General features: G+C 28.8%; 27 protein-coding genes. All 27 read left to right on the top strand.

Annotated elements, in window-relative coordinates:
• Positions 1-11 precede the first annotated feature (11 nt).
• The 27 genes from fliJ (at position 12) to KGF42_RS13535 (ending at position 23,236) form a co-directional block, all read left to right on the top strand.
• Positions 12-461 carry a flagellar export protein FliJ gene (gene fliJ / locus KGF42_RS13665; protein ID WP_227821289.1) on the top strand — a complete coding sequence of 150 codons (450 nt, stop codon included), beginning with the start codon at positions 12-14 and terminating at the stop codon, positions 459-461.
• A gap of 28 nt (positions 462-489) precedes the next feature.
• On the top strand, positions 490-1,686 hold the full coding sequence (locus KGF42_RS13660; protein ID WP_227821288.1) for a flagellar hook-length control protein FliK: 1,197 nt from the start codon (positions 490-492) through the stop codon (positions 1,684-1,686).
• 17 nt (positions 1,687-1,703) lie between these two features.
• Positions 1,704-2,291, top strand: coding sequence for a flagellar hook capping FlgD N-terminal domain-containing protein (locus KGF42_RS13655; RefSeq protein ID WP_227821287.1), 588 nt, complete (start codon positions 1,704-1,706; stop codon positions 2,289-2,291).
• Between the two features lie 26 nt (positions 2,292-2,317).
• Positions 2,318-3,298, top strand: coding sequence for a flagellar hook-basal body complex protein (locus KGF42_RS13650; RefSeq protein ID WP_227821286.1), 981 nt, complete (start codon positions 2,318-2,320; stop codon positions 3,296-3,298).
• Positions 3,299-3,310: 12 nt separating this feature from the next.
• Positions 3,311-3,514, top strand: coding sequence for a flagellar FlbD family protein (locus KGF42_RS13645; protein ID WP_227821285.1), 204 nt, complete (start codon positions 3,311-3,313; stop codon positions 3,512-3,514).
• Positions 3,514-4,332, top strand: coding sequence for a MotA/TolQ/ExbB proton channel family protein (locus KGF42_RS13640; protein WP_227821284.1), 819 nt, complete (start codon positions 3,514-3,516; stop codon positions 4,330-4,332). The genes KGF42_RS13645 and KGF42_RS13640 overlap by 1 nt, the downstream gene beginning before the upstream one ends.
• The gene (locus KGF42_RS13635; protein ID WP_227821283.1) at positions 4,322-5,017 is read left to right on the top strand and encodes an OmpA family protein; all 696 of its coding nucleotides are present in this window, start codon (positions 4,322-4,324) and stop codon (positions 5,015-5,017) included. Before KGF42_RS13640 ends, KGF42_RS13635 begins: the two co-directional genes overlap by 11 nt.
• Positions 5,018-5,028: 11 nt before the next feature.
• Entirely contained in the window at positions 5,029-5,472 is a 444-nt protein-coding gene (gene fliL, locus KGF42_RS13630; RefSeq protein WP_054272265.1) for a flagellar basal body-associated protein FliL, read from the top strand.
• Positions 5,473-5,486: 14 nt separating this feature from the next.
• Positions 5,487-5,861: a flagellar biosynthetic protein FliO gene (locus KGF42_RS13625; RefSeq protein ID WP_227821282.1), complete on the top strand. Its 375-nt coding sequence runs from the start codon at positions 5,487-5,489 to the stop codon at positions 5,859-5,861.
• Positions 5,862-6,527, top strand: coding sequence for a flagellar type III secretion system pore protein FliP (gene fliP, locus KGF42_RS13620; protein ID WP_227821281.1), 666 nt, complete (start codon positions 5,862-5,864; stop codon positions 6,525-6,527). It begins immediately after the preceding gene.
• 12 nt (positions 6,528-6,539) lie between these two features.
• A complete protein-coding gene (gene fliQ, locus KGF42_RS13615; protein WP_054272268.1) occupies positions 6,540-6,809 on the top strand; it encodes a flagellar biosynthesis protein FliQ in 270 nt (89 codons plus the stop codon).
• 11 nt (positions 6,810-6,820) lie between these two features.
• Positions 6,821-8,635, top strand: a complete 1,815-nt coding sequence (locus tag KGF42_RS13610) for a fused FliR family export protein/FlhB family type III secretion system protein (protein WP_227826508.1) — start codon at positions 6,821-6,823, stop codon at positions 8,633-8,635.
• 8 nt (positions 8,636-8,643) lie between these two features.
• A complete protein-coding gene (flhA, locus tag KGF42_RS13605; RefSeq protein WP_227821279.1) occupies positions 8,644-10,719 on the top strand; it encodes a flagellar biosynthesis protein FlhA in 2,076 nt (691 codons plus the stop codon).
• Positions 10,694-11,710 (top strand): flagellar biosynthesis protein FlhF, encoded by a 1,017-nt coding sequence (gene flhF, locus KGF42_RS13600; RefSeq protein ID WP_227821278.1) that lies wholly within the window; start codon positions 10,694-10,696, stop codon positions 11,708-11,710. The genes flhA and flhF overlap by 26 nt, the downstream gene beginning before the upstream one ends.
• A complete protein-coding gene (locus tag KGF42_RS13595) occupies positions 11,707-12,585 on the top strand; it encodes a MinD/ParA family protein (RefSeq protein WP_227826507.1) in 879 nt (292 codons plus the stop codon). The genes flhF and KGF42_RS13595 overlap by 4 nt, the downstream gene beginning before the upstream one ends.
• 13 nt (positions 12,586-12,598) lie before the next feature.
• A complete protein-coding gene (locus KGF42_RS13590) occupies positions 12,599-13,300 on the top strand; it encodes a FliA/WhiG family RNA polymerase sigma factor (RefSeq protein WP_227821276.1) in 702 nt (233 codons plus the stop codon).
• A gap of 15 nt (positions 13,301-13,315) precedes the next feature.
• The gene (locus tag KGF42_RS13585; RefSeq protein ID WP_227821275.1) at positions 13,316-13,738 is read left to right on the top strand and encodes a flagellar protein; all 423 of its coding nucleotides are present in this window, start codon (positions 13,316-13,318) and stop codon (positions 13,736-13,738) included.
• Positions 13,723-13,908, top strand: coding sequence for a flagellar protein (locus tag KGF42_RS13580; protein ID WP_227821274.1), 186 nt, complete (start codon positions 13,723-13,725; stop codon positions 13,906-13,908). Before KGF42_RS13585 ends, KGF42_RS13580 begins: the two co-directional genes overlap by 16 nt.
• Before the next feature lie 41 nt (positions 13,909-13,949).
• Positions 13,950-14,723 carry a flagellar hook-basal body complex protein gene (locus tag KGF42_RS20230; protein WP_227821273.1) on the top strand — a complete coding sequence of 258 codons (774 nt, stop codon included), beginning with the start codon at positions 13,950-13,952 and terminating at the stop codon, positions 14,721-14,723.
• Positions 14,724-14,743: 20 nt separating this feature from the next.
• The gene (locus KGF42_RS13570; protein ID WP_054272277.1) at positions 14,744-15,505 is read left to right on the top strand and encodes a flagellar hook-basal body complex protein; all 762 of its coding nucleotides are present in this window, start codon (positions 14,744-14,746) and stop codon (positions 15,503-15,505) included.
• A gap of 22 nt (positions 15,506-15,527) precedes the next feature.
• Positions 15,528-16,409 (top strand): FliM/FliN family flagellar motor switch protein, encoded by an 882-nt coding sequence (locus KGF42_RS13565; protein WP_227821272.1) that lies wholly within the window; start codon positions 15,528-15,530, stop codon positions 16,407-16,409.
• Between the two features lie 2 nt (positions 16,410-16,411).
• Positions 16,412-16,786, top strand: coding sequence for a FliM/FliN family flagellar motor switch protein (locus tag KGF42_RS13560; protein WP_227821271.1), 375 nt, complete (start codon positions 16,412-16,414; stop codon positions 16,784-16,786).
• Between the two features lie 31 nt (positions 16,787-16,817).
• Positions 16,818-18,224, top strand: a complete 1,407-nt coding sequence (locus KGF42_RS20225) for a tetratricopeptide repeat protein (protein ID WP_227821270.1) — start codon at positions 16,818-16,820, stop codon at positions 18,222-18,224.
• A gap of 114 nt (positions 18,225-18,338) precedes the next feature.
• The gene (htpG, locus tag KGF42_RS13550; RefSeq protein WP_227826506.1) at positions 18,339-20,279 is read left to right on the top strand and encodes a molecular chaperone HtpG; all 1,941 of its coding nucleotides are present in this window, start codon (positions 18,339-18,341) and stop codon (positions 20,277-20,279) included.
• A 410-nt stretch (positions 20,280-20,689) separates the two neighbouring features.
• Positions 20,690-21,712: a spore photoproduct lyase gene (splB, locus tag KGF42_RS13545; protein ID WP_227821268.1), complete on the top strand. Its 1,023-nt coding sequence runs from the start codon at positions 20,690-20,692 to the stop codon at positions 21,710-21,712.
• Between the two features lie 181 nt (positions 21,713-21,893).
• Positions 21,894-22,805, top strand: a complete 912-nt coding sequence (locus tag KGF42_RS13540) for a helix-turn-helix domain-containing protein (protein WP_227821267.1) — start codon at positions 21,894-21,896, stop codon at positions 22,803-22,805.
• 14 nt (positions 22,806-22,819) lie between these two features.
• A complete protein-coding gene (locus KGF42_RS13535; RefSeq protein ID WP_227821266.1) occupies positions 22,820-23,236 on the top strand; it encodes a DUF3788 domain-containing protein in 417 nt (138 codons plus the stop codon).
• Positions 23,237-23,651: the final 415 nt, after the last annotated feature.

The following is a 23,651-nucleotide window of genomic DNA, read 5'->3' as shown; positions in this document are numbered from 1 at the left end:
TTGAATAGGTTGTGATTGAATTGGATAAAAATTTTAAGTTTAGATTACAGAAAGTTTTAGACTTAAAAATGAAAGATGAAGAAGAAATAAAAATGGAATTTGCTAAGATTCAACAAAAAAAAATAGATATAGAGACTAATTTAGAAAACTTAGAAAGTAATTATAGCAAATATTCGATAAGTAAAAATAACGATAGTATTCAAAATCAAAAAATAACTATTAACTATTTGTTAGCTTTAAACAACTCTATAATGGATTTATCAGAAGAGTTGGATAAGTCAACAAATGAACTTGAAAAAGCTAGAAAGCAGCTTATAAACAAACAGATAGAAAGAAAATCATTAGAAAAATTAAAAGAAAAAAAGTATGGACAGTATTATAAAGAAGAAAATTTAAAAGAACAAAACACTAATGATGAGTTTGCAAGTATGAGTTATTTGAGAAATAGACAAGTTCTATAAGAATAGTAGGAAGTGAGGATATTATTGTATGAAGATACAAGCAGATTCTTATAATATTATTAAAGATATTGAGGATAAAAAAAGTTCATCTAAGAATAAAAATATAAAAAATAATAAATTTGAAGATAATCTATATAAGGCAACAGGCAATAAACAAGTTAAAGATAGAAAAGAAGTAAGCAAGCAAAATGTAAGTTCAAATAAACCAGAAAATGATGATAATGAGTGTCATTTAGATGAGGATAAAAGTAATCACTTAGAATATGAAAGTACGTATGAAAAAGATTGCAGTAATGAGGTTTTACAACAATTATTGAATCTTTTAAATAATGATAAAAAAGGTAAAGATATAAACTCTATATTGAATAATATAGAAAAACTAAATATACCACATGAATTAAAACAAGAACTTAAACTTAATAAAGATATATTGAATAAGATTTCAAATCAAAATTCGAAACTAAACAAGGCTAATACAAATAACTCTGATGATATGCAAAATTTAGACCTAATGAAATTAACAGAGCTTTTAGATAATAATGATAGTGAAAATTTTGCAGTAATTAGTAAAACTACAGAAGATGATACTAAAAGTATAGACTTGTATAATTTTGATAGTAATAGAATCGGCAATCTTAACTCAAATAAGCAAAGAGATGATAGTTCTGATATTTTGGAAAAACTAGCAGGAATCAATGGAAATAAGAGCAGGAATTTTGGTCAAGTAATAAATAAAAGCGTTGATATGAATAAAGTTAAAAGTGATAATATCAATTTAAAACAGATAGAATCAAATGTAATGGACGATTCTATAAAAGCTATTAAGCATATGAAAACAAATGATATACAAGAATTAACAATTAAATTGAGACCAAAAGAATTAGGAGATATGAACATACAATTGCTAAAAGATGGTGAAAGTATGAGAGCTGTTGTGACTGTTTTCAATAAAGATGTCTTTGACTCAATAAATAAAAATATAACAGATTTAAAGCAACATCTTGAACTTACAAATGTAAATATAAAAGATGTATCAGTGCAAATGCATAGTGATAATAGAAATACATCAGACACTTTTGATAAAGCATTTGAACAACAGAATAGACAAAATAACCAAGAAAACATGAGTAAGCGGAATGCAAACAATAAGCGTAACAATGTAGTCATAGAAGATGAGATTAAAGAAAATATTATTGATGATGATAGAGTAGATTTACTAGCTTAGTAAGGGGGAAGTATTGTATGTACGGAATAGCAACGGCTTTGACAGGAACTCTGGGAAATTATAGGTCAAATAATTTAAGCCAACTTGAAAGAAATATTAATGATATTGCCAATAAACAAGTTAGAAGTAAAGGAAATCAGACAGTAACAGATAATGGGACTCCAATTATAGGACAAGGTGATGATGCTGATAAAGACTTGTTTATGAAGATACTTGTAGCACAGATGGGTAATCAAGACCCAATGAATCCACAAGACCCAACGGAGTATGTATCACAATTAGCGCAGTTTGCAACTTTAGAAAAAATGTCAGCTATGAATGATAAGCTAGATATACTTTTAGCCTTAAGTAACTCTACTCTAATAAACTCTGCGTTGGGCATGGCAACATCATTAATTGGTAAAGAAGTAGAAGTATCTGGAGAAGAGAAAGAAGATGAAAACATTATAGGTGTAGTAAAGTCCACATATATAAAAGATGGAGAAGTATACTTAGAATTAAAGGTAGAAGGTAGTGACAAAACTGTAGATGTTAAATATGAAAAATTACTTAAAATAGGGGAAGCAAATTCAGATGAAGAAGAAAGCTCTCCAGAAGAAGCATAATATTAAATAGGAAAAGAGGTAAAGTCATGATAAAAGCAATGTATTCAGGTGTAAGTGGAATGAAAGCAAATCAAACAAAACTAGATGTAATAGGTAACAACGTAGCCAATGCTGGGACTACTTCATTTAAGAAAAGTTCAGCTAGAATGTCAGATTCATTTTATCAAACGGTACTATATGCAAGTGCTCCAACAGCGGCACTAGGAGGGACAAACTTAGGACAAGTAGGTGTAGGTAGTAAGATATCAAGTATAAATAAAGATATGACACAAGGAAATGTACAGACAACTAATAGACGATCAGATTTAATGATAGATGGAGATGGATATTTTCCAGTAGTAAGACAAGGTATAATTATGTATACAAGAGATGGTTCTTTTAACTTAGATACAGGATTTAAGGCAATAGCAGGATCTTTGGCAGGTGTTAAAGGAGGAAGACTTGTAAATGGTGAAGGGTATATGTTACAAGGCGAAGTTTATAAGGGTACATATAATGCTGATACTGGTGAATTTACTAAAAATGCTGCTGCAGAAGGAAAGGAGCCTATTGTAATACCACTTCAAAGTGTAAGCCCTAAAGATGGTACAGTTCAAAATGTATTAGAGTATAACATATCCAAGGATGGAACAGTAGAATTTTTGTTGAGTGATGGTCAAAGAACTCAGTTTGTGTATGATATTCCTGCTGGTAAAAAAGTAGGAGATCCATCTGGCTTAAATATTAATGATGGTAAAATACAAAAAGTACAAACTTATGCATTCCAAAATCCAGCAGGGCTAGATGCAGCTGGAGGAAACTTATTTAAACCATCAGCAAACTCAGGAGACGCACAAATAGCAGGTGCTACAGGAACAATAATACAAGGAGCAATAGAAGCTTCAAATGTAGATATAGCAGAAGAGTTTACGGAAATGATAGTAGCAAGTAGGTCTTTCCAAGCAAACAGTAAAATAATATCAACATCAGATGAGATACTTCAAGAAATAATAAATCTTAAGAGATAGTAGGTACATATTATGATAAGATTAACGGATTTAAACGGAAGAATATACATATTAAATTCAGACCTTATAGTGAGAATTGACTCCGTTCCAGAAAGTAGAATTCTTCTTACAACAGGAGAAAAAAATCTTGTAAAAGAGTCAGTAGATGAGATAGTAGATAAAGTAATAAAGTATAAAAGAAAAATAAATGTAGGTTATATTAGGAGCGAAAAATAATGAAAAAAACAGATTCACTGACATTTATTGGACTAATAGTATCTACAGCATTAGTTTTAGTTGGTGCCGCAAAAGGAAGTAGTTCAGGGTTAAAGAATTTTTTTGATTTTTCATCAATATTAATCACAGTGCTTGGGTCATTTGGAGCTCTAATGATTACATTTACTATAGATGATATAAAGCTTATAAAAAATGCATTACAGTACTCATTTAAAACAATGAGTGTATCAAAATTAGATTTACTAGAACAATTTAAAACACTTTCTAAAAAAGCTAGAAAAGAAGGTCTTTTATCAATAGAAAGCGATATAATGGAAATACAAGACCCATTTATGAAGAAGGGATTAGAGCTATGCATTGATGGTCTGGAAATAAATGAGATAAGGTCTATCTTAGAACTAGAGATAGACTCTGTTGAAGATACAAATAACAGATATTCAAAACTATTTAAAACTTGGGGGACTTTCTCACCTGCATTTGGGATGTTGGGGACACTAATAGGTCTTATACAAATGCTAGCTGACCTTACATCTCCAGATTTAATAGCATCTGGTATGGGAAAGGCATTAATTACGACATTTTATGGTTCTTTACTTGCCAATATCGCTTTGAACCCAATTGCATATAATATAGATGAGAAGACTGAAAAAGAAATTTATGTAAAAGAAATGATGCTGGAAGGTATAATAAGTATACAATCTGGAGAAAGCAGTATAGTTGTTGAGGAACGTTTAGCGGCATACCTTTCAAACAATGAGAAGTTACAGGTTATGAAATCTACTAAAAATAAAGAAAGAGCAATGAGCGATGGCGCGTAAAAAAAATAAGAAAAAGGATGAGATAAATCCAGATGCATGGTTAGCTACTTATGCAGATACAATAACACTGATTCTTACATTTTTCGTATTATTGTATGCCACATCAGTTGTAGATATGGAAAAATTCAAAAATATAGCAGATGCGTTAAAAGGTCAGTTTTCTGGGACAAGTATATTTAGCACAGGTTCAAGTACAAGTGAGAAATCTCCAATAGATAGTGTTTTAGTCAATAAAAATGATAAATCAAACTTAGAACAGGATTTAAAAGATAAAGTTAATAATTCTAACTTACAAAATAGTGTAACAGTTAAAGATGATAGTAGAGGGATTTTACTAGAGTTAGATGATTCAATTTTATTTGACTCTGGAATTTCTGAATTAAAATTAGATAGTAAAGCTACTCTCAATAAAGTATATGACATGATAAAAATGATGAAAAATAAGATAGTTATAGAAGGCCATACTGATAATGTACCTGTAAAATCAAGTACACATGAATCCAATTGGGATTTATCTTCTAGTAGAGCAGTAAGTGTTGTAAGATACTTTGTAGAAGAAAAGGGCATGGACCCTAGACTATTTTCGGCAACAGGATGTGGAGAGTATCAACCTTTGGTGTCAAATGAAACAGCAAAGGGAAGGGCTGAGAATAGAAGAGTTAATATACTTATAACTATTGACTAGGAGGAAGAGGTTTGTTCAAAAATAAAAAAATTATTCTAATTATTTTGATACTGATTATTTTCTCAGCAGGAGCAGGTTTTTTTATATTAGGTGAAGGTGGAAATAAACAAGTTGACAAGATTATAGGTTTGTTTATTCCAACAGGAAAAAGTAAGGATGAAGTAAAGACAGAAAATCTTGACTTAGAAGAAATGGTATTGAAGCTAGCTGATGAAGGTGTAAGATATCTAAAAGTATCAATAACTGTATCTTATGATTCTTCATATAAAGATATAGAAAAAAATACACCTTTAATTAGGGATAATATTATAAATTGCCTTATGGCAAAAAGAGCAGATGATTTTACTGCTGAGAATTTAAATAACATAAAAGAAGAAATAAAAAATACATTAAATATACAACTAGGTGAAAATGTAATTCAAAATATATATTTCACAAACATAGTAGTGCAGTAAAAGGATGGTAAGACATGATACTTTATTTATTAAAGATATTAATATGTATCCCAATAATTTTAATATTGATAGTCTTATCTTTAAAAATTAGCCAAGGAACCTTATTAAAAAAATACAATGATAAATATGTAAAAATATTAGATATTGTAAATATAAGTAAAAACAATAGCATAATAATTTTAAAAATAGGTGAAGAAGGATGCATTATGGCATCTTCTTCCTCTAGTATGAATAAAATAAAAGATTTGACCAAGGAAGAAATATTAAAAATAGAAGATGACCTTAAAGAAAGAAATTTTAAAATTCAACATTTTAAAATGGAAAGAATCAAAAAGAAATATGATTTCAGTAGATATATTGGAAAATTTACAAAAAAGGAAGATAAGTAAATGGAGCTATTATCAAAATTACCTTTGGCTGATGTACCATATACAAGTTCAATGCAATTGTTTTTATTTCTAACTGCATTAATGTTTTTACCATTTGTAATGTTCATGATGACAAGCTTTGTCAGAATAGTTATAAGTTTATCATTTTTGAAATCAGCATTAGGAGCACAGCAAGCAATTCCAAGTCAAGTTTTGATAGGGCTTGCAATAGTATTGACAATATTTATAATGAGACCAGTATTAAATGAGATAAACGAAAAAGCATTACAACCGTATATGAAAGAAGAAGTTACTATGGAAGAAGCTATGAAGGAAGCAGAAGAACCTATCAAAGAGTTTTTATTGAAGCAAACTAGACAAACGGATTTAGATTTATTTGTAGAACAAGCTGGTTTAAAAGAAAAGAAATTAACTCGTGAAAATATACCATTATCTGTTGTAGTTCCAGCATTTGCTATAAGTGAGCTAAAAACTGCTTTTCAAATAGGTTTTTTAATATACATACCATTTTTGATAATAGACCTTGTCGTGGCAAGTGTTTTGATGTCTATGGGTATGTTTATGTTGCCTCCAGTTATGATATCATTGCCATTTAAGCTATTGTTATTTGTAATGGTGGATGGATGGAACTTGATAGTAAAAACATTGATATTGGGATTTGGATAGGAGAAAAATAATATGAGTGAATTTATGATAATGAGTGTTCTTAAAAATGGTATGTTTACAGGGGCTATGATTGCAGCTCCAGTACTCATTGTTTCTCTTGTAGTTGGGCTTTTAATAAGTGTATTTCAAGCTACAACTCAAATCCAAGAGCAAACATTGACCTTTGTACCAAAACTAATAGCGATTCTTTTAGTAGTAGCTATTGGTGGAAGCTGGATGTTACATACTCTTACTAGTTTTACTTCTGAGATATTCAATATGATATCTCTTATAACTAGATAAATAGGATACATATGATTTTTGTATTTATTAGAATAGTAGCTTTCTTTGGAACACTAAGAATACTATTTCCAGCTGGTACACCTGCTTTATTTAAGTCACTCTTTGCAATTGTTATATCAATACTGATTTCAAGTACTATGCAAATTGAATATGCGACAAATGTAGATAACATTGTGTTATTTACATTATATGGTATAAATGAGACTATAACAGGAATTATGCTTGGATATATAACCAATCTATGTTTTTATAGTATCAGAATGGCAGGTTCTATGATGGATCAACAGATGGGATTATCAATGATTAATATGTTTGACCCAAATTCAATGACGCAAACGACTTTAATTGATAATCTTATGAATTGGACAGCACTTATGATATTTTTTAACATGGATGGTCATCATGTTTTAATTCGAGGTATAAGATATAGTTTTGAGTTAATTCCAATAGGAAAATCATTTGTAGATAATAATATAGATTATATAATAAACATATTTATACAGTGCTTTATAACTGGATTCAAAATAGCAATACCTATTGTACTTTGTCTGCTTATGGCAGATTTTATCTTGGGGCTTATATCAAGAAGTGTGCCTCAATTAAATGTAATGATAGTTGGTATGCCATTAAAAATATTGGTTGGGATTGCATTATTTATAATATCAATACCTTTAATTGTAAACCAAATAAGTCATTTATTAAGTCAAATACCAAAGATGTATGAGGGAACTTTTGCATTAGCTCCTATGTTTTTTATGGGTTCAGCAGATAAAACAGAAGAAGCTACTTCAAAGAAAAAGGGAGAACAAAGAAAGAAAGGTAATATAGCAAAGAGTAAAGAATTATCCGTTGCAATGACTCTATTTGCATTTACCTTATTAGTACCTACATTATTTTCATATGTAGTGGATACACTTAAATCTTCACTTAATTATTTTTTGAGTCTGGATTTTTATATGAATATAAATTATTCAAATCTAGAGAAATTAGTTATAGTAGGATTAATGGATTTTTTTAAGATATTTTTGCCAATAGCTATTCCATTCTTAGTTTTAGGTATAGCAGCTAACCTATTTCAAGTGGGAATATTGTTTACTGGTGAAACTTTAAAACCAAATCTATCAAAATTAAATCCAGTTAGCGGATTCAAAAACATGTTTTCTATGAGAAGTTTATCAACTTTAATAAAGGATACAGCGATTATATCTGTTTTAGCTTACATAGGATATAAATTCTTTCAAGATAATTATTTAGATATATTAAAGTTAGGTAATATATATCTACCAACCTTAATGTACACAATTAAAGATTTAGTATATTCCATATTAAGTAAAATTTGTATAGCTATGATAGTTATAGCAGTTGCAGATTATTTTTATCAAAGATATAGCCATAAAAAGCAACTGAGAATGACAAAGCAAGAAGTTAAAGATGAATATAAAAACTCAGAAGGAGACCCAGAAGTAAAAGCTAAGATAAAGCAAAAACAAAGACAAATTTCATCTCAAAGAACCATGCAAGCAGTACCAAGTGCTACTGTAATAGTAACCAATCCAACTCACTTGTCTATAGCAGTAAGATATGAAAAAGGGGAGGATCAAGCTCCAGTAGTAGTGGCGAAAGGTGCAGATTATTTAGCTTTTAAAATAAGGGAAATTGCAAAGGGAAATAATATCCCTATAATAGAAAATAAACCTATTGCTAGGTTGTTATACAAGCAAGTAGAAATAGACCAAGAAATTCCAGAGGACATGTATCAAGCTTTTGCAGAGATACTAGTAGCAGTATATAAAATCAAAAATAGATACAAAGTCCCCAAAAGGTAGGATAAGTAATGAATAAGTTTAATTTAAAGGAAAATATGGACGTAGTAGTGGCTTTTGGTGTTGTAGGGATTGTTCTTATGATGATAGTGCCACTACCTACATTTATATTAGATATTTTACTGGCAATTAACATAAGTTTATCTGTGCTAATTTTACTAATGACATTATTTACAACAAGTGTACTTGATTTATCTATATTTCCAACAGTGTTACTTGTAACAACACTATTTAGATTGGGATTAAATATTTCATCAACTAGATTGATTCTAACTCAAGGATATGCAGGTGAAGTTATAGAGGCATTTGGAAGTTTTGTTGTAGGTGGAAATTACGTAGTAGGAATAATTATATTCCTAATTATATTAATTGTTCAATTTGTTGTTATAACCAATGGTTCTGGAAGAGTATCTGAAGTAACAGCTAGATTTACGTTAGATGCCATGCCAGGTAAGCAGATGAGTATAGATGCAGATTTAAATGCAGGCGTTATAGATGACAAAACTGCTAGAAAAAGAAGAAAAGAACTTCAACAAGAAGCAGACTTTTATGGTTCTATGGATGGAGCAAATAAGTTTGTAAAAGGAGATGCTATAGCAGGTCTTATAGTAACAGCAATAAATATAATAGGTGGAATTGTAATAGGAGCTGTAATGCTAAATATGACTCTTATGGGTGCAGCACAGACATATGTAAGACTTACTATAGGGGATGGGCTTGTAAGCCAGATACCGGCTCTATTAATCTCTACATCAGCAGGTATAATCGTAACAAGAGCTTCCACTGATGAAAATTTTGGTGGATTAGTAGGTAAGCAATTAACAGCAATACCAAAAGCAATAATGATGACTGGATGTGTTTTAATTGTACTTGGTATGATGCCTGGATTACCTAAACCAGCGTTTTTTTCACTGGGTATAGGTGCAATAGCAGCAGGTTACTTTTTAGGAAGAGAAAAGAAAGATACTTTAGAAGATTTAGAGTTTGAAAAACCTGATATGGTAAATCCAGATAAAAATGAAGTAGAAGATGTAACAAATTTAATAAATGTAGAAGCTATAGAAGTAGAAATTGGATATGGTTTAATATCTTTAGCGGATGAATCAACAGGAGGAGATTTACTTCAGAGAATAGCATCAATAAGAAGACAATGTGCAATAGACATGGGTATAGTTGTACAACCTATAAGAATAAGAGATAATTTACAATTAAATCCAAACCAATACAATATAAAGATAAAAGGTAATGTAGTTGGTGGGTATGAGATAATGCCTAATATGGTTTTATGTATGGATCCTATGAATCAAGGATTTAATATATTTGGAATAAAGACAATCGAGCCTACTTTTGGAATAGAGGCACTTTGGATAGAAAGTGACAAGGTAGAAGATGCAGAGTTAAAAGGTTATACAGTTGTAGATTCATCAACAATACTTATAACCCACTTACTAGATATAATAAAATCCAATGCACATGAATTACTGGGAAGACAAGAAGTTAAGACTATTATAGATGCAGCAAGAGAAAATTATAGTGCTGTAGTAGATGAATTGATACCAGATTTAATGACACTTGGTGAAGTTCAAAAAGTACTTAAAAATCTGTTAAGAGAAAAAGTGAATATAAAGGATAGGGTTACAATTCTTGAAACACTTGCAGACCAGTCTAGAAACACAAAAGATATAGAGTTACTTACTGAATATGTAAGAATAGCTTTGGCTAGAAGTATTTGTACTAATTTAGTAGATGAAGATAAAGTAATTGTAGTGGCAACATTATCTCCAGAAACTGAGGAATTGCTCTCTAATAATTTACAAAGGTCTGTAAATGGAACATATCCAGCTGTTGACCCAGAAAACACAAACAAAATATTTGAGAGTATACAAGATGTAATAAGTAATGTATATTTCAATCATAATATACCAGTAATAGTAGTATCACCAAAGATAAGAGCACCATTTAGAAAACTAGTTGAGATTGTATATCCTAATTTGACTGTATTATCATTAAATGAAATACCTAACGATGTTAAAATCAAAGCAGAAGGTGTGGTGAGTATATATGATGACGAAAAAGTATACAGCTAATACAATTCAAGATGCTATGAATCTAGCCAAAATGGAATTGGGTGACAACATTACATTAATAGATAAAAAAGAAGTAAGAAAATCTGGAATACAAGGTATTTTTACAAAGAAAGATATCGAACTAACGATTGGATGGGAAAAGAAAGAAAATATAGAACAAAAAGATTTAAAACGAGAGATAGAACAATTAAAGTCAATTATAAGTAATATGGGGTTTGATAATAAGAACGATAATGATATAGATAAAATATGTAAGAATCTATTAAGTCTAGAATTAAATGAAGAGATTGTAGAATCTATAAGAACCGATTTGCAAGAAATGAAGTTCAATGGAATTGATACAAGTAAAAATTTAGTAGAAAGTTTAAAGAAAAAGATTAAAATAGAAAATCAAACTATAAATGGTAAAGTCGCTCTAGTTGGCCCACCAGGAGTAGGTAAAACAACCACAATAGCAAAGCTAGCTGCAAAATTGGTATTTGAGGAAAATAAAAAAGTGGGAGTAATAACTATAGATACCTATAGGATTGGTGCTGTAGAACAGTTAAAGATATATACAGAAATAATGAATATTCCTTTTAAGGGAGTAATAAACCCTGATGACATGGAGTTGGCACTTGATGAGATGAAAGATTGTGATGTTGTATTAATAGATACAACGGGTAGAGGGTATAAAAATTCTATGCAAATATTAGAAATCAAAAATCTCATAGATAAAGCTGAAACTGATAATATACATTTAGTTTTGAATTGTACAACAAGAGAAAGTGATACAAAAGCAATTATAGATTCATATACAAATGTGAATTTTAAAAGCCTAATAATTACAAAACTAGATGAAACAAGCACATATGGTTCAATATTTAACATAATAAATTATTCACAAAAACCAATATCATATATTACAACAGGACAAAATGTTCCTGATGATATTATAAAACCTAATGAAGATAAAATTATAAGACTACTATTAGGAGTTGAAAGTATATGATAGACCAAGCTCAAATCTTGAGAAAAATGGCAATAGAGAAAAGAGGACTTGATGAATTTATAGTAGATAATGAGAATACACCTAAGATAATTACGATAGCTTCTGGCAAAGGAGGAGTTGGGAAGAGCAATCTCGCTACAAATTTGTCTATATGCTTGAGCAAACTTAATAAAAAAGTTCTTATATTAGATGCAGATATAGGAATGTCTAATATAGATATAATAATGGGAGTGAATATAAAAGGGACTATAATTGATGTAATTAATGGCGAAAAAAATATAGAAGATATAATTTCACAGACTAAGTATGGAGTAAATATAATCTCTGGAGGTTCTGCCCTTAATCATATAGAAGACTTTACAGAAGCTCAAAGAAATAAGTTTATACATAGCATAGAACAGATTCATGATGTGGATTTTATAATAATTGATACAGGAGCTGGTATGAGCAAAAGCCTATTGTCATTTATATATTGTAGTACTGAATTTTTCTTAATAACAACCCCAGAACCGACGGCATTGACTGATGCATATAGCTTATTAAAGGCTATAAGTAATTTTGGTATAAAGAGAAGTGCAAATATAATAATCAATAGGGTAATTAGTTTAGAAGAGGCAAAATCTACATATAACAGAATAAAGATGGTTGTGGATAAATTTTTAAACCTTAATTTAGAATTGTATGGATATATAATAGATGATAAAAAAGTGGGTGTATGTGTAAAAAAACAGATACCATTTATTTTAGAATATCCTACAAGTGTTGCATCAAAATGTATTATAGCTATAGCAAAGAGAGTGGTAAGTCAGTCAAAAGAAGATATTATTGATAATAAAGGTTTACTAGGAAAGATATTTAGTATATTTAAAAGCTAAGGAGGCGTAGTTAATGAATAGAGAAGAGTTAATAAAAGAGAATATGCCTCTTGTGAAGAGTATAGCAAGAAAATTTTTTATACCAGGGAAAGGCTTTGAGTATCAAGATTTAGTAAATAGTGGAGTCATTGGGTTGATTGATGCAATAAATAAATTTGATAGTGAAAAAGGAGCAAAATTTTCTAGTTATTCTTATATAAAGATAAAATCTGCCATATTAGATGAAATCAGAAATCAAAGTCCAATTTCTAAACATAACTTAACTAAAGTAAATAAGTATAATAGAGTGGTAGAAAAATTGCAATCTGAACTATTAAGAGAGCCAACTTCGCATGAAATTGCAAATAAATTAAATATTTCAGAAAAAGAGCTTCATGATATCGAAAGTAATATAGATATGATAAACATTGTGTCATTAAACCATGTAATCTTTGAAGATACAAATGAAACTGTACAAGATGTAATAAGTGACAGAGAAGAAGAGCTTCCAGCAAATGTAATAGAAGAAGAAGAAAAGCTAGAGATTCTATCTAAAGCAATTAGTAATTTAAAGGAAAAGGAAAAATTAATACTTTCACTGTACTATTATGAAGATTTAAATTTAAAGGAGATAGGGAAAGTACTAGGTGTTTCAGAATCGAGAGTTTCACAACTCCACAGAAAGTCAATAAGAAACCTAAGAAACAAAATAAAAGAACTTAAATATTCTATATAGATGGTGATTGGTGTGATGATACAAATTATATTAATAATAGTGTCTATTTTAATAATAGTAACTATAGTTGCAAATTTACATAAAGAATCAAGAAATAAGGATAACAGCTACTTTGATAAGATATTTGAACAGGAATATGAAGCAAATGATAGATTGATAGTTGCGGAAAAAAGAAGGTTTTTTTTGGATAAAGTGCTTACTGAAATAAGAAGTAATGATAATGTAAAAGTTTATGAAAATTATAACTTAATAAAGACTAATGAAGAAAAAAAAGAAAATATCTTTATAGAATCAAAAAAGGAAGTAAAACAAGAAAATGAGCTATCTCTTAAAGTGAAACATCTTATAAATTCAGGTTATGATGATGTAGAAATATGCAATATGCTAGGTATTGGAAAGGGGGAGCTGTCATTAATAAGGAGTTGTTACAAAATATAAGAATATTATTATTTGATAAAAAAGTACTCTTAGGAATAGGGATTGGTATATTAATATCAACTTTATGTATGATGCTTTTTAGTAATAATGATATGAGTAAAGCAGAGATAGAAAAAAAGGCTAGAGCGTTAGGTATGAAATATGCAAGTGAGATGAAAGTTTTAGAATAGATAATATTGTCTAAGAATTTACAAAAGAAGGAGGTCATAATGTGATAAGAGGATTATATACAGCAGTTTCTGCTATGATAACGAATCAACAAAAGCAAAATGTTGTTGTCAATAACTTAGCTAATATGGATACAAATGGCTATAAAAGCAAACAACTTCTGACTAAAAGTTTTGATGAATTAAAGTTAGAAGGTTACAATAATTATGCAAATGGAACCAAACAAAAGCAAGCTATAGGTAATATAAGTCTAGGTATTTCTATGGATGAAGCTATCACTAATTTTAATCAAGGGCCTATAAAAACTACTGATAATAAAATGGATGTAGCTATTCAAGGCAAGGGATTTTTTCTAGTTAGTGATGTAGCAGGAAATCAATTTTATACTAGAAATGGGAACTTTAGAACAGATAATCAAGGTGACCTTATAACAAGTGAAGGATATTATGTACTTGGGACAAACACTGCAACTGGTGCTGTAGGCCATATAAATGTAGGCAATCAAAAATTTGAAGTAGCAAAAGATAATACAATATCATTGGACGGAAATGCTATGTACAAATTTAATATTGTAGATTTTAATGACTATAATAAGTTAAAAAAAGAAGGAGATAACTTGTATTCTGGAGGAGGAGCTGTAAAAGTAAATGATGCACTTACAATACAAAGTGCTATAGAGTCTTCTAATGTAGATATGGTATCTGAAATTAATAATATGATGACAATATCGAGAGAATATGAGGCAAACCAAAAAATAATTCAAGCTATGGATTCTAAATTAGCAAAAATAGCAAGTGAAATTGGTTCAGTAAGATAGGCAATAGGAGGTGAATTTTTATGTACACAATGTTTTATACTAGTAAAACAGCTTTATCAGCAAATCAAAGTAAACTGGATATAATATCTAACAATATAGCTAATACTGATTCAACAGGATACAAAAAAATAAATATGGGGTATTCTGATTTAGTGGATGAAGTACTAAACAGACCATCATATCCTACAAATGGTAATGATATATCGACTGGAACAGGAGCTAAGGCATCAGCTCCCATGAGAATTTATGAACAAGGTGCATTGGCTCCTACAGATAGTAAGAGTGATTTGGCTATAGATGGAGAAGGATTCTTTAGAGTGATAAGAAAAGATGGTACATACGCATATACAAGAAATGGTGGATTTAATGTAGATGCTTTAGGTAAGATTGTAGATGATAATGGAAATACATTAGATGTTCAATTTGACGCAGGATATAACTATAATAATACGAATATAGATAACACAAATTTAACCGTTTCAAGAAATGGAGATTTGTTCGTAGATAATAAGAAAATAGGCAAAATCAATTTATATCAACCTATAGGAACTCAAAATTTTATATCTGAAGGAGATAGTCTATTTGTTGCAACTGATGCAGCACAGATTAAACAAGTTGCAAAAGTAGATATAGTTCAAGGCTATAGGGAGAGGTCAAATGTTTCTTTGCAAGAAGAATTCGTTGACTTAATAGCCACTCAAAGAGCATTTCAAATGAATTCAAAAGGGATAAAGACAGCAGATGAAATGTGGCAAATAGCTAATAATTTAAGAGCTAAATAATTATGTAAGGTGAGGAATATTCATGTATGATATGAAAGAGTATGATTTCGGCAAACCTCAGAGTTATTCAAGAGAAAATTTAACTTGTTTAAATTTTTTATTAGATGAATTCTGTAAAAAGTATAAAAATTATATAGTTTATGAACTTAAGTGTAATTCTAGTATGGTTGTTGATAGTATAGACCAAGTAAATTATCAAACTTTTTTAGATAAAGTGACGTCTTCATGTGTAGTAGTACAAAATTCAATGGAACCTATTATGAAAAACTTTTCTTTTAGAATAGATAGAAGTGTAGCTGATATGTGGATTGATGTAACAGCTGGAGGGAGTGGAGTTGTAAGAGATAATGATAGAGAGTTTACAGAACTTGACAAGAAAGTGCTTTTACATCTTATGGAAGATTTGGTAAGAAATATGCATTTATTTGAGGGTTTTGAAAACATACAAGTATTAGATACACATACGCATATTAATCTGCCACAATTGTGTTCTCCAACTGCTCCCGTATGTATTGTAGATTTAAAAGTGATGAATGATAATAAGCATGTTGGTAATGTTTCTCTTTGTTTCCCATACAATGGTTTGGAGGCTATGCTAGAAAGTATCTCTGTTGTAGAATTTTTAGATAGTGATGTAGGAGACGATTCAGAAGAATTTGCACAAACAATCTACAATAGCGTATCTAATATAGAATTATCAGTTATTGCAGAGATAGGTAAAGTATCAATTAATGTTGAAGATTTACTTAAACTAGAGGTTGGAGATGTAATAGTAACCAATAAAAAAATAAATGATTATATAGATGTATTTGTAGAAAATTCAAAATCATATACAGCAACGCCAGGGTTTATATCAAGTAAAAAAGGTGTAAAAATAAATGATGCTGTCGGAAAAGAGGTGTAATTATGGACAATAGTAATCTTATTTCAGATGAAGAAGCAAAGATGTTGTTAAATGATAAAGTTGGAAGTGAAATTGATGGAGATGACGAATTAGCTTTAGATGTCTCTGAAGCTAACCGAAATAATATACAGAGGATACTTGACCTTAAGTTGGAGTTATCTGTAGTTATAGGAAGAACTAAGATGAGTTTGAGAGATATTTTGAATCTACATAAAGGTTCTCTTATTGAACTGGATACTTTAGCAGAACAAGATGTAGAGATACTAATAGACAATAAAGTGTTGGCTTATGGAAAAGTAGTGGTAGTAGATTTAAACTTTGGTGTAAAAGTAACAAGTATAGTAAGTGAAGAAGATATGGTAAACTCTCTTGTTTAGAAATAACATTAATTAATACTTAAGGCATGAGGTGGTATTTATTTTAAACTTAAATGATATAAAAAAAGATATATTAAAATTCAATAAAAAAGACTCATGTTCTCTATATAATGAATCTATTAATAATATAAATAATAATTGTATATCAAGTGGATTGAAGTTTTTAAAAGAAGCAAGAGATTTAAATCCAGATGATGTTGATATATTAAATCTTACAGGTCTTGTAAACTTACTAAAATGTAATTTTGATGAGGCTGTAGAAAGTTTCTACAAGAGTTTAATTTGTGAAAAAACTGCTCTGTGTGAAAAGTATATAAACATGCTTACATCTGATGAGTTTTTAATTTTCTTTGAAAGGTACAATCAATTTATAAGGTTAATAAACAAAGGAATGTATAAAGAAGCTATACAAGGTTTTAAGCTTATAACTGAGCAATATTGTGATTTAATAGAACCTTATGAGCTTCTTGCTTTACTTTATGATAAGGAAGAAGAATATATAAAATTTGATGAATGTCTAGAAATATTGAAGACTATTGATAAAGAAAATTATTTATTAAATCAAGAACATAGTGCATTAGATATATATAATAGTGCTAATATACAAATTAAAAGCAATGCAAATGTAGATAATTATAAGAATGAGTTTTTACACAAAAGTAGTAATAGTTCTAAAATTGATGGAACTAAGAACCTGCCTAAAGAAAAGAGTACAGGTAAAAATCAGAAAAGTTCAGGTTCTAATGATAAAAAAAGTCTTAAAAAAAGTCTTAAAAAAAATAAGTACCTATATATAGCAATAATATTAGGTGTATTATTAATAGGACAAAATATATATAGTTCTTATAAGATGAATAATTCAACAAATAAAATATCTGAAAATAATGAACCTAAAGGCGAAGAAGCAATAGGTTCTAGTTTGAATAACAAAAAAAACAATAAAGAAGAAAATGAGAATGTTGATAAGACTTCTAATATTGACAAGAGTAATAAAAACATTAATAAAGAAGATGTAAAATCTAAAAAAAATATTGTAGAAAGTGATGAAGATTTTGATTTATTTACAGAGGATGAACTGATGTCTAAAGCGAATACTTTAAAATCAGAAAAGAAAACAAAGTCTTCCATACAACTGTATAAGAAAGTTGCAGATATAGGTGAAAATAAAGGAAATACTTCAGAAGCAACTTATCAAGTTGCTGTTCTTAGTGAAAGGTTAAAAGACTATGAAACTGCTGAAGAATATTATAAAATGTATGTAGAAAATTACTCAGAAAAAGATTCTTACTTTGATGAATCTTACTATAACTTAGGTATGATGTATTATAATAAAGGTGATGTAAAAAGCTCTAAATTGACATTAAAAAAATTAGTTAATAAGGTGCCTAATAGCATGTATAATAACTCAAAAGTGAAAGAAATTTTAAAAGAAGAATAATTAAATTAGATAAGAAAAATAAATTATTTTATTTTAAAATAATATGCTTATAATATATTGACATACTATTTTAAAAAAATTAAAATAGTAATTATAAAATGAGGAGGGATAAAAATGGAGTTTGAAAAAGGGAGTATTTCAATTCATACAGAAAATATTTTTCCTATAATTAAAAAATGGTTATATTCTGATAAAGACATATTTATAAGAGAGCTTATAAGTAATGGATGTGATGCAGTAAGCAAACATAAAAGACTTGTATCATTAGGAGAAATATCAGAAGATGAGTCATCAGATTATAAAATTGCAGTATCTGTAAATAAAGGAGAAGGTACACTTAAATTTATCGATAATGGAATTGGTATGACTGAAGAAGAGATAAAAAAATACATAAATCAAGTTGCTTTTTCAGGTGCTGAAGATTTCTTTAATAAATATAAGGATAAGATGGAAGAATCAAATGACATAATAGGTCACTTTGGACTAGGATTTTATTCTGCATTTATGGTGTCTAAAAAGGTTCAAATAGATACACTTTCATATACAGAAGGGGCAACTCCTGTAAGATGGATATCTGAAGGTGGTACAGAATATGAAATATCTGAATCAGATACTAGACAGGAGAGAGGAACCACTATAACACTATTTATTGATGATGATAGTAAGGAGTTTTTAGATGAATTTACTGTAAGGGGGATAATAGATAAATACTGTTCTTTCCTACCAGTAGAAATATATTTAGAAGATGTTGAAAGATTAGAAAGAGAAGCTAAGGAAGCAGAAGAAAAAGCTAAAAAACAAAAGGAAGATGGAAAAGAAGAAGAAGTTGTAGATGCAAAGGTAATTGAGCCTTTAAATGACACTAATCCTCTATGGTTAAAATCTCCAAAAGACTGTACTGATGAGGAATATAAAGAGTTTTATAGAAAAGTGTTCCATGTATTTGATGAACCTTTATTCTGGATACATCTAAATGTAGATTATCCTTTTAATCTAAAGGGTATACTTTACTTCCCTAAATTAAAAAATGAGTTTGAATTGACTGAAGGAAAAGTAAAATTATACAACAATCAAGTGTTTGTGGCTGACAATATAAAAGAAGTTATACCAGAATTTTTACTTTTATTAAAAGGTGTTATAGACTGCCCAGATTTACCATTAAATGTATCTAGAAGTTTCTTACAAAATGATAGAGATGTAAGTAAAATTTCTAAACATATAATTAAAAAAGTAGCAGATAAGTTAAAATCTCTTTGTAAAAATGAAAGAGAAGAATACAATAAGTTCTGGGATGACATACAAATATTTATTAAATATGGTTGCTTAAAAGATGAAAGTTTCTACGAAAAAGTAAAGGAATGTATATTATTTAAAACTATTGATGATGAGTATATAACATTACAAGATTATCTAGAAAAATGTAAGGACAAACATGAAAATAAAGTGTTCTATGTAAGTGATAAGGAACAGCAATCACAATACGTTAAATTATTTAAAGAATATGACTTAAATGCTGTTGTGTTAAACTCATCAATAGATACTCATTTTATTTCCTTTATGGAATATAAAGAAAATGGTGTTAAGTTTAATAGAATAGATGCAGACCTTTCTGATGTATTAAAAGATAAAAATGAAAACAAAGATAGTGAAGAGAATAAAGAAGAGGTAGCTAAGATAGAAGGTTTATTTAAAGAAGCTGTTGGAGAAAGAGTGAAGAATTATTCTGTAGAAGGATTAAAAAATGAAGATACTCCAGCTATGGTGTTAGTATCTGAACAATCTATTAGAATGGCAGAAATGCAGTCAAGATTTGCTGGAATGGATTTAGGAATGAACTTCGAGGAAGAAAAGACTCTTGTGATAAATGAAAACAGCCCAATCATTAAAAAATTAGTTTCTCTTAAAGATAATGAGGAAAAGAAAGATAAAGTTGCACTTATTTGTAATCAGATAGCAGACTTAGCTTTACTTTCTAATAAAGAATTAAAACCAGATGAGTTAGATTCATTTGTTCAAAGAAGTAATAAACTTATGAGTATGTTGATAGAATTATAAGTTTAAATTTGAATGTATTGAAGTAAATTTGTAAAAAGTATTTAATATCAATGATAAAAATGAGGTGTCTCAAAATGAACTTTTTAGTTCATGAGGCACTCTTTTTGTATGAAATCAAATATATCTTCATCATTAGAGATATCCAAAGTATTTTAATAAGGAACAAATAAAGTACCATAAGTCTATATAGTTTCACTTTACATTTAATTTTAGATAAAAATTATTTCTTAATGATAAAAAACTTATAAATAATTAATAGTAAAAAATTTATGAATAGTAGTATACATAAAACTTGTCTTAAACTTTTATTTTACTTTCTAATAAATAAAGGGGTTTAAAAAAGGGAAGATTAATTAAGTAATATTTTATAAAAATCTTCGATTTAAAAACTTTAAGTAGAGGTGAAATAAATGTTTAATCCTAAAAGAATAATATTCGAAAAAGGAACCTTAGACACTGACGTAGGTAAAAATATATACGATAAATTTAAAGACAATAAAGATGTAGAGATAATTAAGATATCATCAAATAGAATTAAGGAATATATTCCAGGTGAAAATCTATATGAACAATATAGGAGTGGAAAACAAACTATGGTAGTTGGGATTAGAAAAAGTCTAAAGTTTCAAACATGTAAACCTTCTGCTAATTATCAATTACCACTTGTTAGTGGATGTATGGGAAGATGTGAATATTGTTATTTAAATACACAATTAGGTGATAAACCATTTATAAGAGTGTTTGTAAATATAGATGAAATACTTGAACAAACAAAGAAATATATTGAAGATAGAAAGCCACAAATAACTATATTTGAAGGTGCGGCTACATCAGATCCAGTTCCCGTAGAACCATATACTAATTCGTTGAAAAAAACAATAGAGTTTTTTGGAAGAGAAGAAAAAGGAAGATTTAGATTTGTTACTAAATACAGTGATATAGATAGCTTATTGGACGCTGAACATAATAATCATACGGAAATACGATTTAGTATAAACACACCTAGAATTATAGATGGACATGAGCATTATACAGCCTCTGCCAAGAAAAGAATAGAATCAGCTGTAAAACTTGCTAAAGCTGGATATCAGATTGGTTTTATAATAGCACCTGTATTTTTATATGAAGGTTGGAAAGAAGAATATAAAAGTTTGATTAAAAGTATAAAAGAAGCTTTACCAAAGGATTTTGATAAAAAAATTATATTTGAAGTTATATCTCATAGATATACAACTAAAGCAAAGAATAGAATATTAGAAATTTATCCAGATACATTATTACCAATGGAAAATGAGGCTAGGAAGTTTAAATATGGTCAATTTGGATATGGTAAGTATGTATATGATAAAGAACAATTAGATGATATGAAAGAGTTCTTTCATAAGGAAATCAATGAAGTATTTAAAAATAGTTTAATAAAATATATAATATAGCAAATCTTATTTAAAGATTTGCTATATTTTATGTTTATATATTTTATGTTTATAATAAAGCGATGAGATTTAGTACTATCATATAAGAAAATTAAAAAGGGCACTATCTATCAAGAACATTTTTTCTAGTTTTGATACTATAAAGGATAAGAGTAACAAAAATATCAGGAGGAGTTATAATATGCATGCATGGGAGTCTATTCAAATTACATTGGATTTAATAGAAGCAAATTTATCAGAAGAAATATCAATTAATGAATTAGCAAATAAAGCAAATTTATCACCATTTTACTATCAGAGACTATTTAAAAGATTGGTAAATAAGACTGTAATGGAGTATATAAAGCTTCGTCGTCTTGCAAGAGCTTCTGAATACTTAGCAGAACATAAGAATCGTATACTTGATGTAGCTTTAAATTTTGGATTTGCTAGTCATGAGACATTTACACGTTCCTTTAAAAAAGCATACGGATTAACTCCAGAAAAATATAGAGCGAATCCAGTAAAACTCAATCACTTTATTAAGCCAGAATTAATCTTAAATTATGCTATGGTTGATGAAGGTGTTCCACTGATTGCAGATGATATAGTGATTGAAGTCACTCGTAAGACATTGAGTAATCCAAGGATGTTTGTTGGAATAGAAATAGAAGTACCTATTTGTCAGTTGGTGGGTGGTGAAACAACTGGCATTGCAATAGTAGAGGAATTATGGATGAAACTTGGAAGTCAAAAACACAATATACCAAATCAAATTCCAGGTGGAAATGAATTTGCTGCTCTTTATATGGGAAATGCAAAAGAAGGAAATTGTATGTATATGGCAGGCGTAGAGGTAGAGCCGGGTACATCAGTAGAAGGATATAGTACTTTTGAGTTGCCAGCTAAAGAGTATTTAGTATGTGGGTTTGAAGCAGAAAATTTTAATGAATTAGTTGATTCAGCTGTTTTTAAAGCGGATAAATTTATGGAAAGATGGATGAAGAAGCATAATTTAACAACTACTGATTTTGCAATCGAGATGTATTACCCTACTACACCAGAAGTGGCATATCTGGAGCATTGGATTGTTCCAGTTCCTATTGAACAATAGAAAGGATGATGAATATGAATTGGCAAGATGCGTTTTTTCAAGATACTAAACCGACGTTTGAACAAATTAATGAATTTATTAATAATCTATTATGGGACAAGTTAAATAAAACTTTGGTTTCTACTTATAATGTAGAACCTAAGCTTGAATATAGTAAGTGTTCAATGCAAAGAGGTTGGAATGTAAAATACAAAAAAAGAGGGAAATCATTGTGTACTTTATATCCACAAGAGGGTTCTTTTAAAGCTTTGGTTATTGTAAATGAGAGTAATAGAGTAGAGGTTGATTTATTTATTAATACTTGTTGTGATTATATCAAACAAATATATAATGAAGTAAATTTTTTTAATGGAAGTAAATGGTTAATGATTCAAATAGATAGTTTATTGGTATTAAATGATACGCTTGAACTAATTAAATTTAGAGCTTAACATATAAAAGGGGCTGTTGCACTAGAAAATAGTGCTATTCCCTGTTTTTGTATAAAAAAATAAATACCAAGTTCAAAAGAGCTTGGGATTCTTGTATAATAATTGTATGCCAAAAACAGAATACTATATAAGTGGATTATGCTACTTATGGTGATAATTATCAATTTAAATTACCACTAAATATTGATTACATGATTCCAAAAGATGATTCTGTAAGGTTATTAAGTCAAATTATTTAGGAGATAAATTTAGAAAAATTATATAAGACTTATTCTCGAATTAGAGGAAATATAGATTCATCTGCCATTAGATATACTTTTGTTTGGAAAAAAGCTATAAATAAAAATATGGCTAAAATGATGAATAATATATCTGACTTCATATTAAAATGTGAGATTGATTTTGGTATTAAAAT

The organism is Clostridioides sp. ZZV15-6383 (assembly GCF_020657735.1).
In the GTDB taxonomy this organism is placed as follows: Bacteria; Bacillota; Clostridia; order Peptostreptococcales; family Peptostreptococcaceae; genus Clostridioides; species Clostridioides difficile_D.
Note: the sequence above shows the minus strand (reverse complement) of the source record. Positions and strands in the feature narration are given on the sequence as shown.

What these genes read in the sequence shown, in the direction of transcription:
- KGF42_RS13660 (WP_227821288.1), top strand. Translation starts at nt 490, where the DNA reads ATGAAGATACAAGCAGATTCTTATAATATTATTAAAGATATTGAGGAT.
- KGF42_RS13655 (WP_227821287.1), top strand. Translation starts at nt 1,704, where the DNA reads ATGTACGGAATAGCAACGGCTTTGACAGGAACTCTGGGAAATTATAGG.
- KGF42_RS13650 (WP_227821286.1), top strand. Translation starts at nt 2,318, where the DNA reads ATGATAAAAGCAATGTATTCAGGTGTAAGTGGAATGAAAGCAAATCAA.
- KGF42_RS13645 (WP_227821285.1), top strand. Translation starts at nt 3,311, where the DNA reads ATGATAAGATTAACGGATTTAAACGGAAGAATATACATATTAAATTCA.
- KGF42_RS13640 (WP_227821284.1), top strand. Translation starts at nt 3,514, where the DNA reads ATGAAAAAAACAGATTCACTGACATTTATTGGACTAATAGTATCTACA.
- KGF42_RS13635 (WP_227821283.1), top strand. Translation starts at nt 4,322, where the DNA reads ATGGCGCGTAAAAAAAATAAGAAAAAGGATGAGATAAATCCAGATGCA.
- KGF42_RS13625 (WP_227821282.1), top strand. Translation starts at nt 5,487, where the DNA reads ATGATACTTTATTTATTAAAGATATTAATATGTATCCCAATAATTTTA.
- fliP (WP_227821281.1), top strand. Translation starts at nt 5,862, where the DNA reads ATGGAGCTATTATCAAAATTACCTTTGGCTGATGTACCATATACAAGT.
- fliQ (WP_054272268.1), top strand. Translation starts at nt 6,540, where the DNA reads ATGAGTGAATTTATGATAATGAGTGTTCTTAAAAATGGTATGTTTACA.
- KGF42_RS13610 (WP_227826508.1), top strand. Translation starts at nt 6,821, where the DNA reads ATGATTTTTGTATTTATTAGAATAGTAGCTTTCTTTGGAACACTAAGA.
- flhA (WP_227821279.1), top strand. Translation starts at nt 8,644, where the DNA reads ATGAATAAGTTTAATTTAAAGGAAAATATGGACGTAGTAGTGGCTTTT.
- flhF (WP_227821278.1), top strand. Translation starts at nt 10,694, where the DNA reads ATGATGACGAAAAAGTATACAGCTAATACAATTCAAGATGCTATGAAT.
- KGF42_RS13595 (WP_227826507.1), top strand. Translation starts at nt 11,707, where the DNA reads ATGATAGACCAAGCTCAAATCTTGAGAAAAATGGCAATAGAGAAAAGA.
- KGF42_RS13590 (WP_227821276.1), top strand. Translation starts at nt 12,599, where the DNA reads ATGAATAGAGAAGAGTTAATAAAAGAGAATATGCCTCTTGTGAAGAGT.
- KGF42_RS13585 (WP_227821275.1), top strand. Translation starts at nt 13,316, where the DNA reads ATGATACAAATTATATTAATAATAGTGTCTATTTTAATAATAGTAACT.
- KGF42_RS13570 (WP_054272277.1), top strand. Translation starts at nt 14,744, where the DNA reads ATGTACACAATGTTTTATACTAGTAAAACAGCTTTATCAGCAAATCAA.
- KGF42_RS13565 (WP_227821272.1), top strand. Translation starts at nt 15,528, where the DNA reads ATGTATGATATGAAAGAGTATGATTTCGGCAAACCTCAGAGTTATTCA.
- KGF42_RS13560 (WP_227821271.1), top strand. Translation starts at nt 16,412, where the DNA reads ATGGACAATAGTAATCTTATTTCAGATGAAGAAGCAAAGATGTTGTTA.
- htpG (WP_227826506.1), top strand. Translation starts at nt 18,339, where the DNA reads ATGGAGTTTGAAAAAGGGAGTATTTCAATTCATACAGAAAATATTTTT.
- splB (WP_227821268.1), top strand. Translation starts at nt 20,690, where the DNA reads ATGTTTAATCCTAAAAGAATAATATTCGAAAAAGGAACCTTAGACACT.
- KGF42_RS13540 (WP_227821267.1), top strand. Translation starts at nt 21,894, where the DNA reads ATGCATGCATGGGAGTCTATTCAAATTACATTGGATTTAATAGAAGCA.
- KGF42_RS13535 (WP_227821266.1), top strand. Translation starts at nt 22,820, where the DNA reads ATGAATTGGCAAGATGCGTTTTTTCAAGATACTAAACCGACGTTTGAA.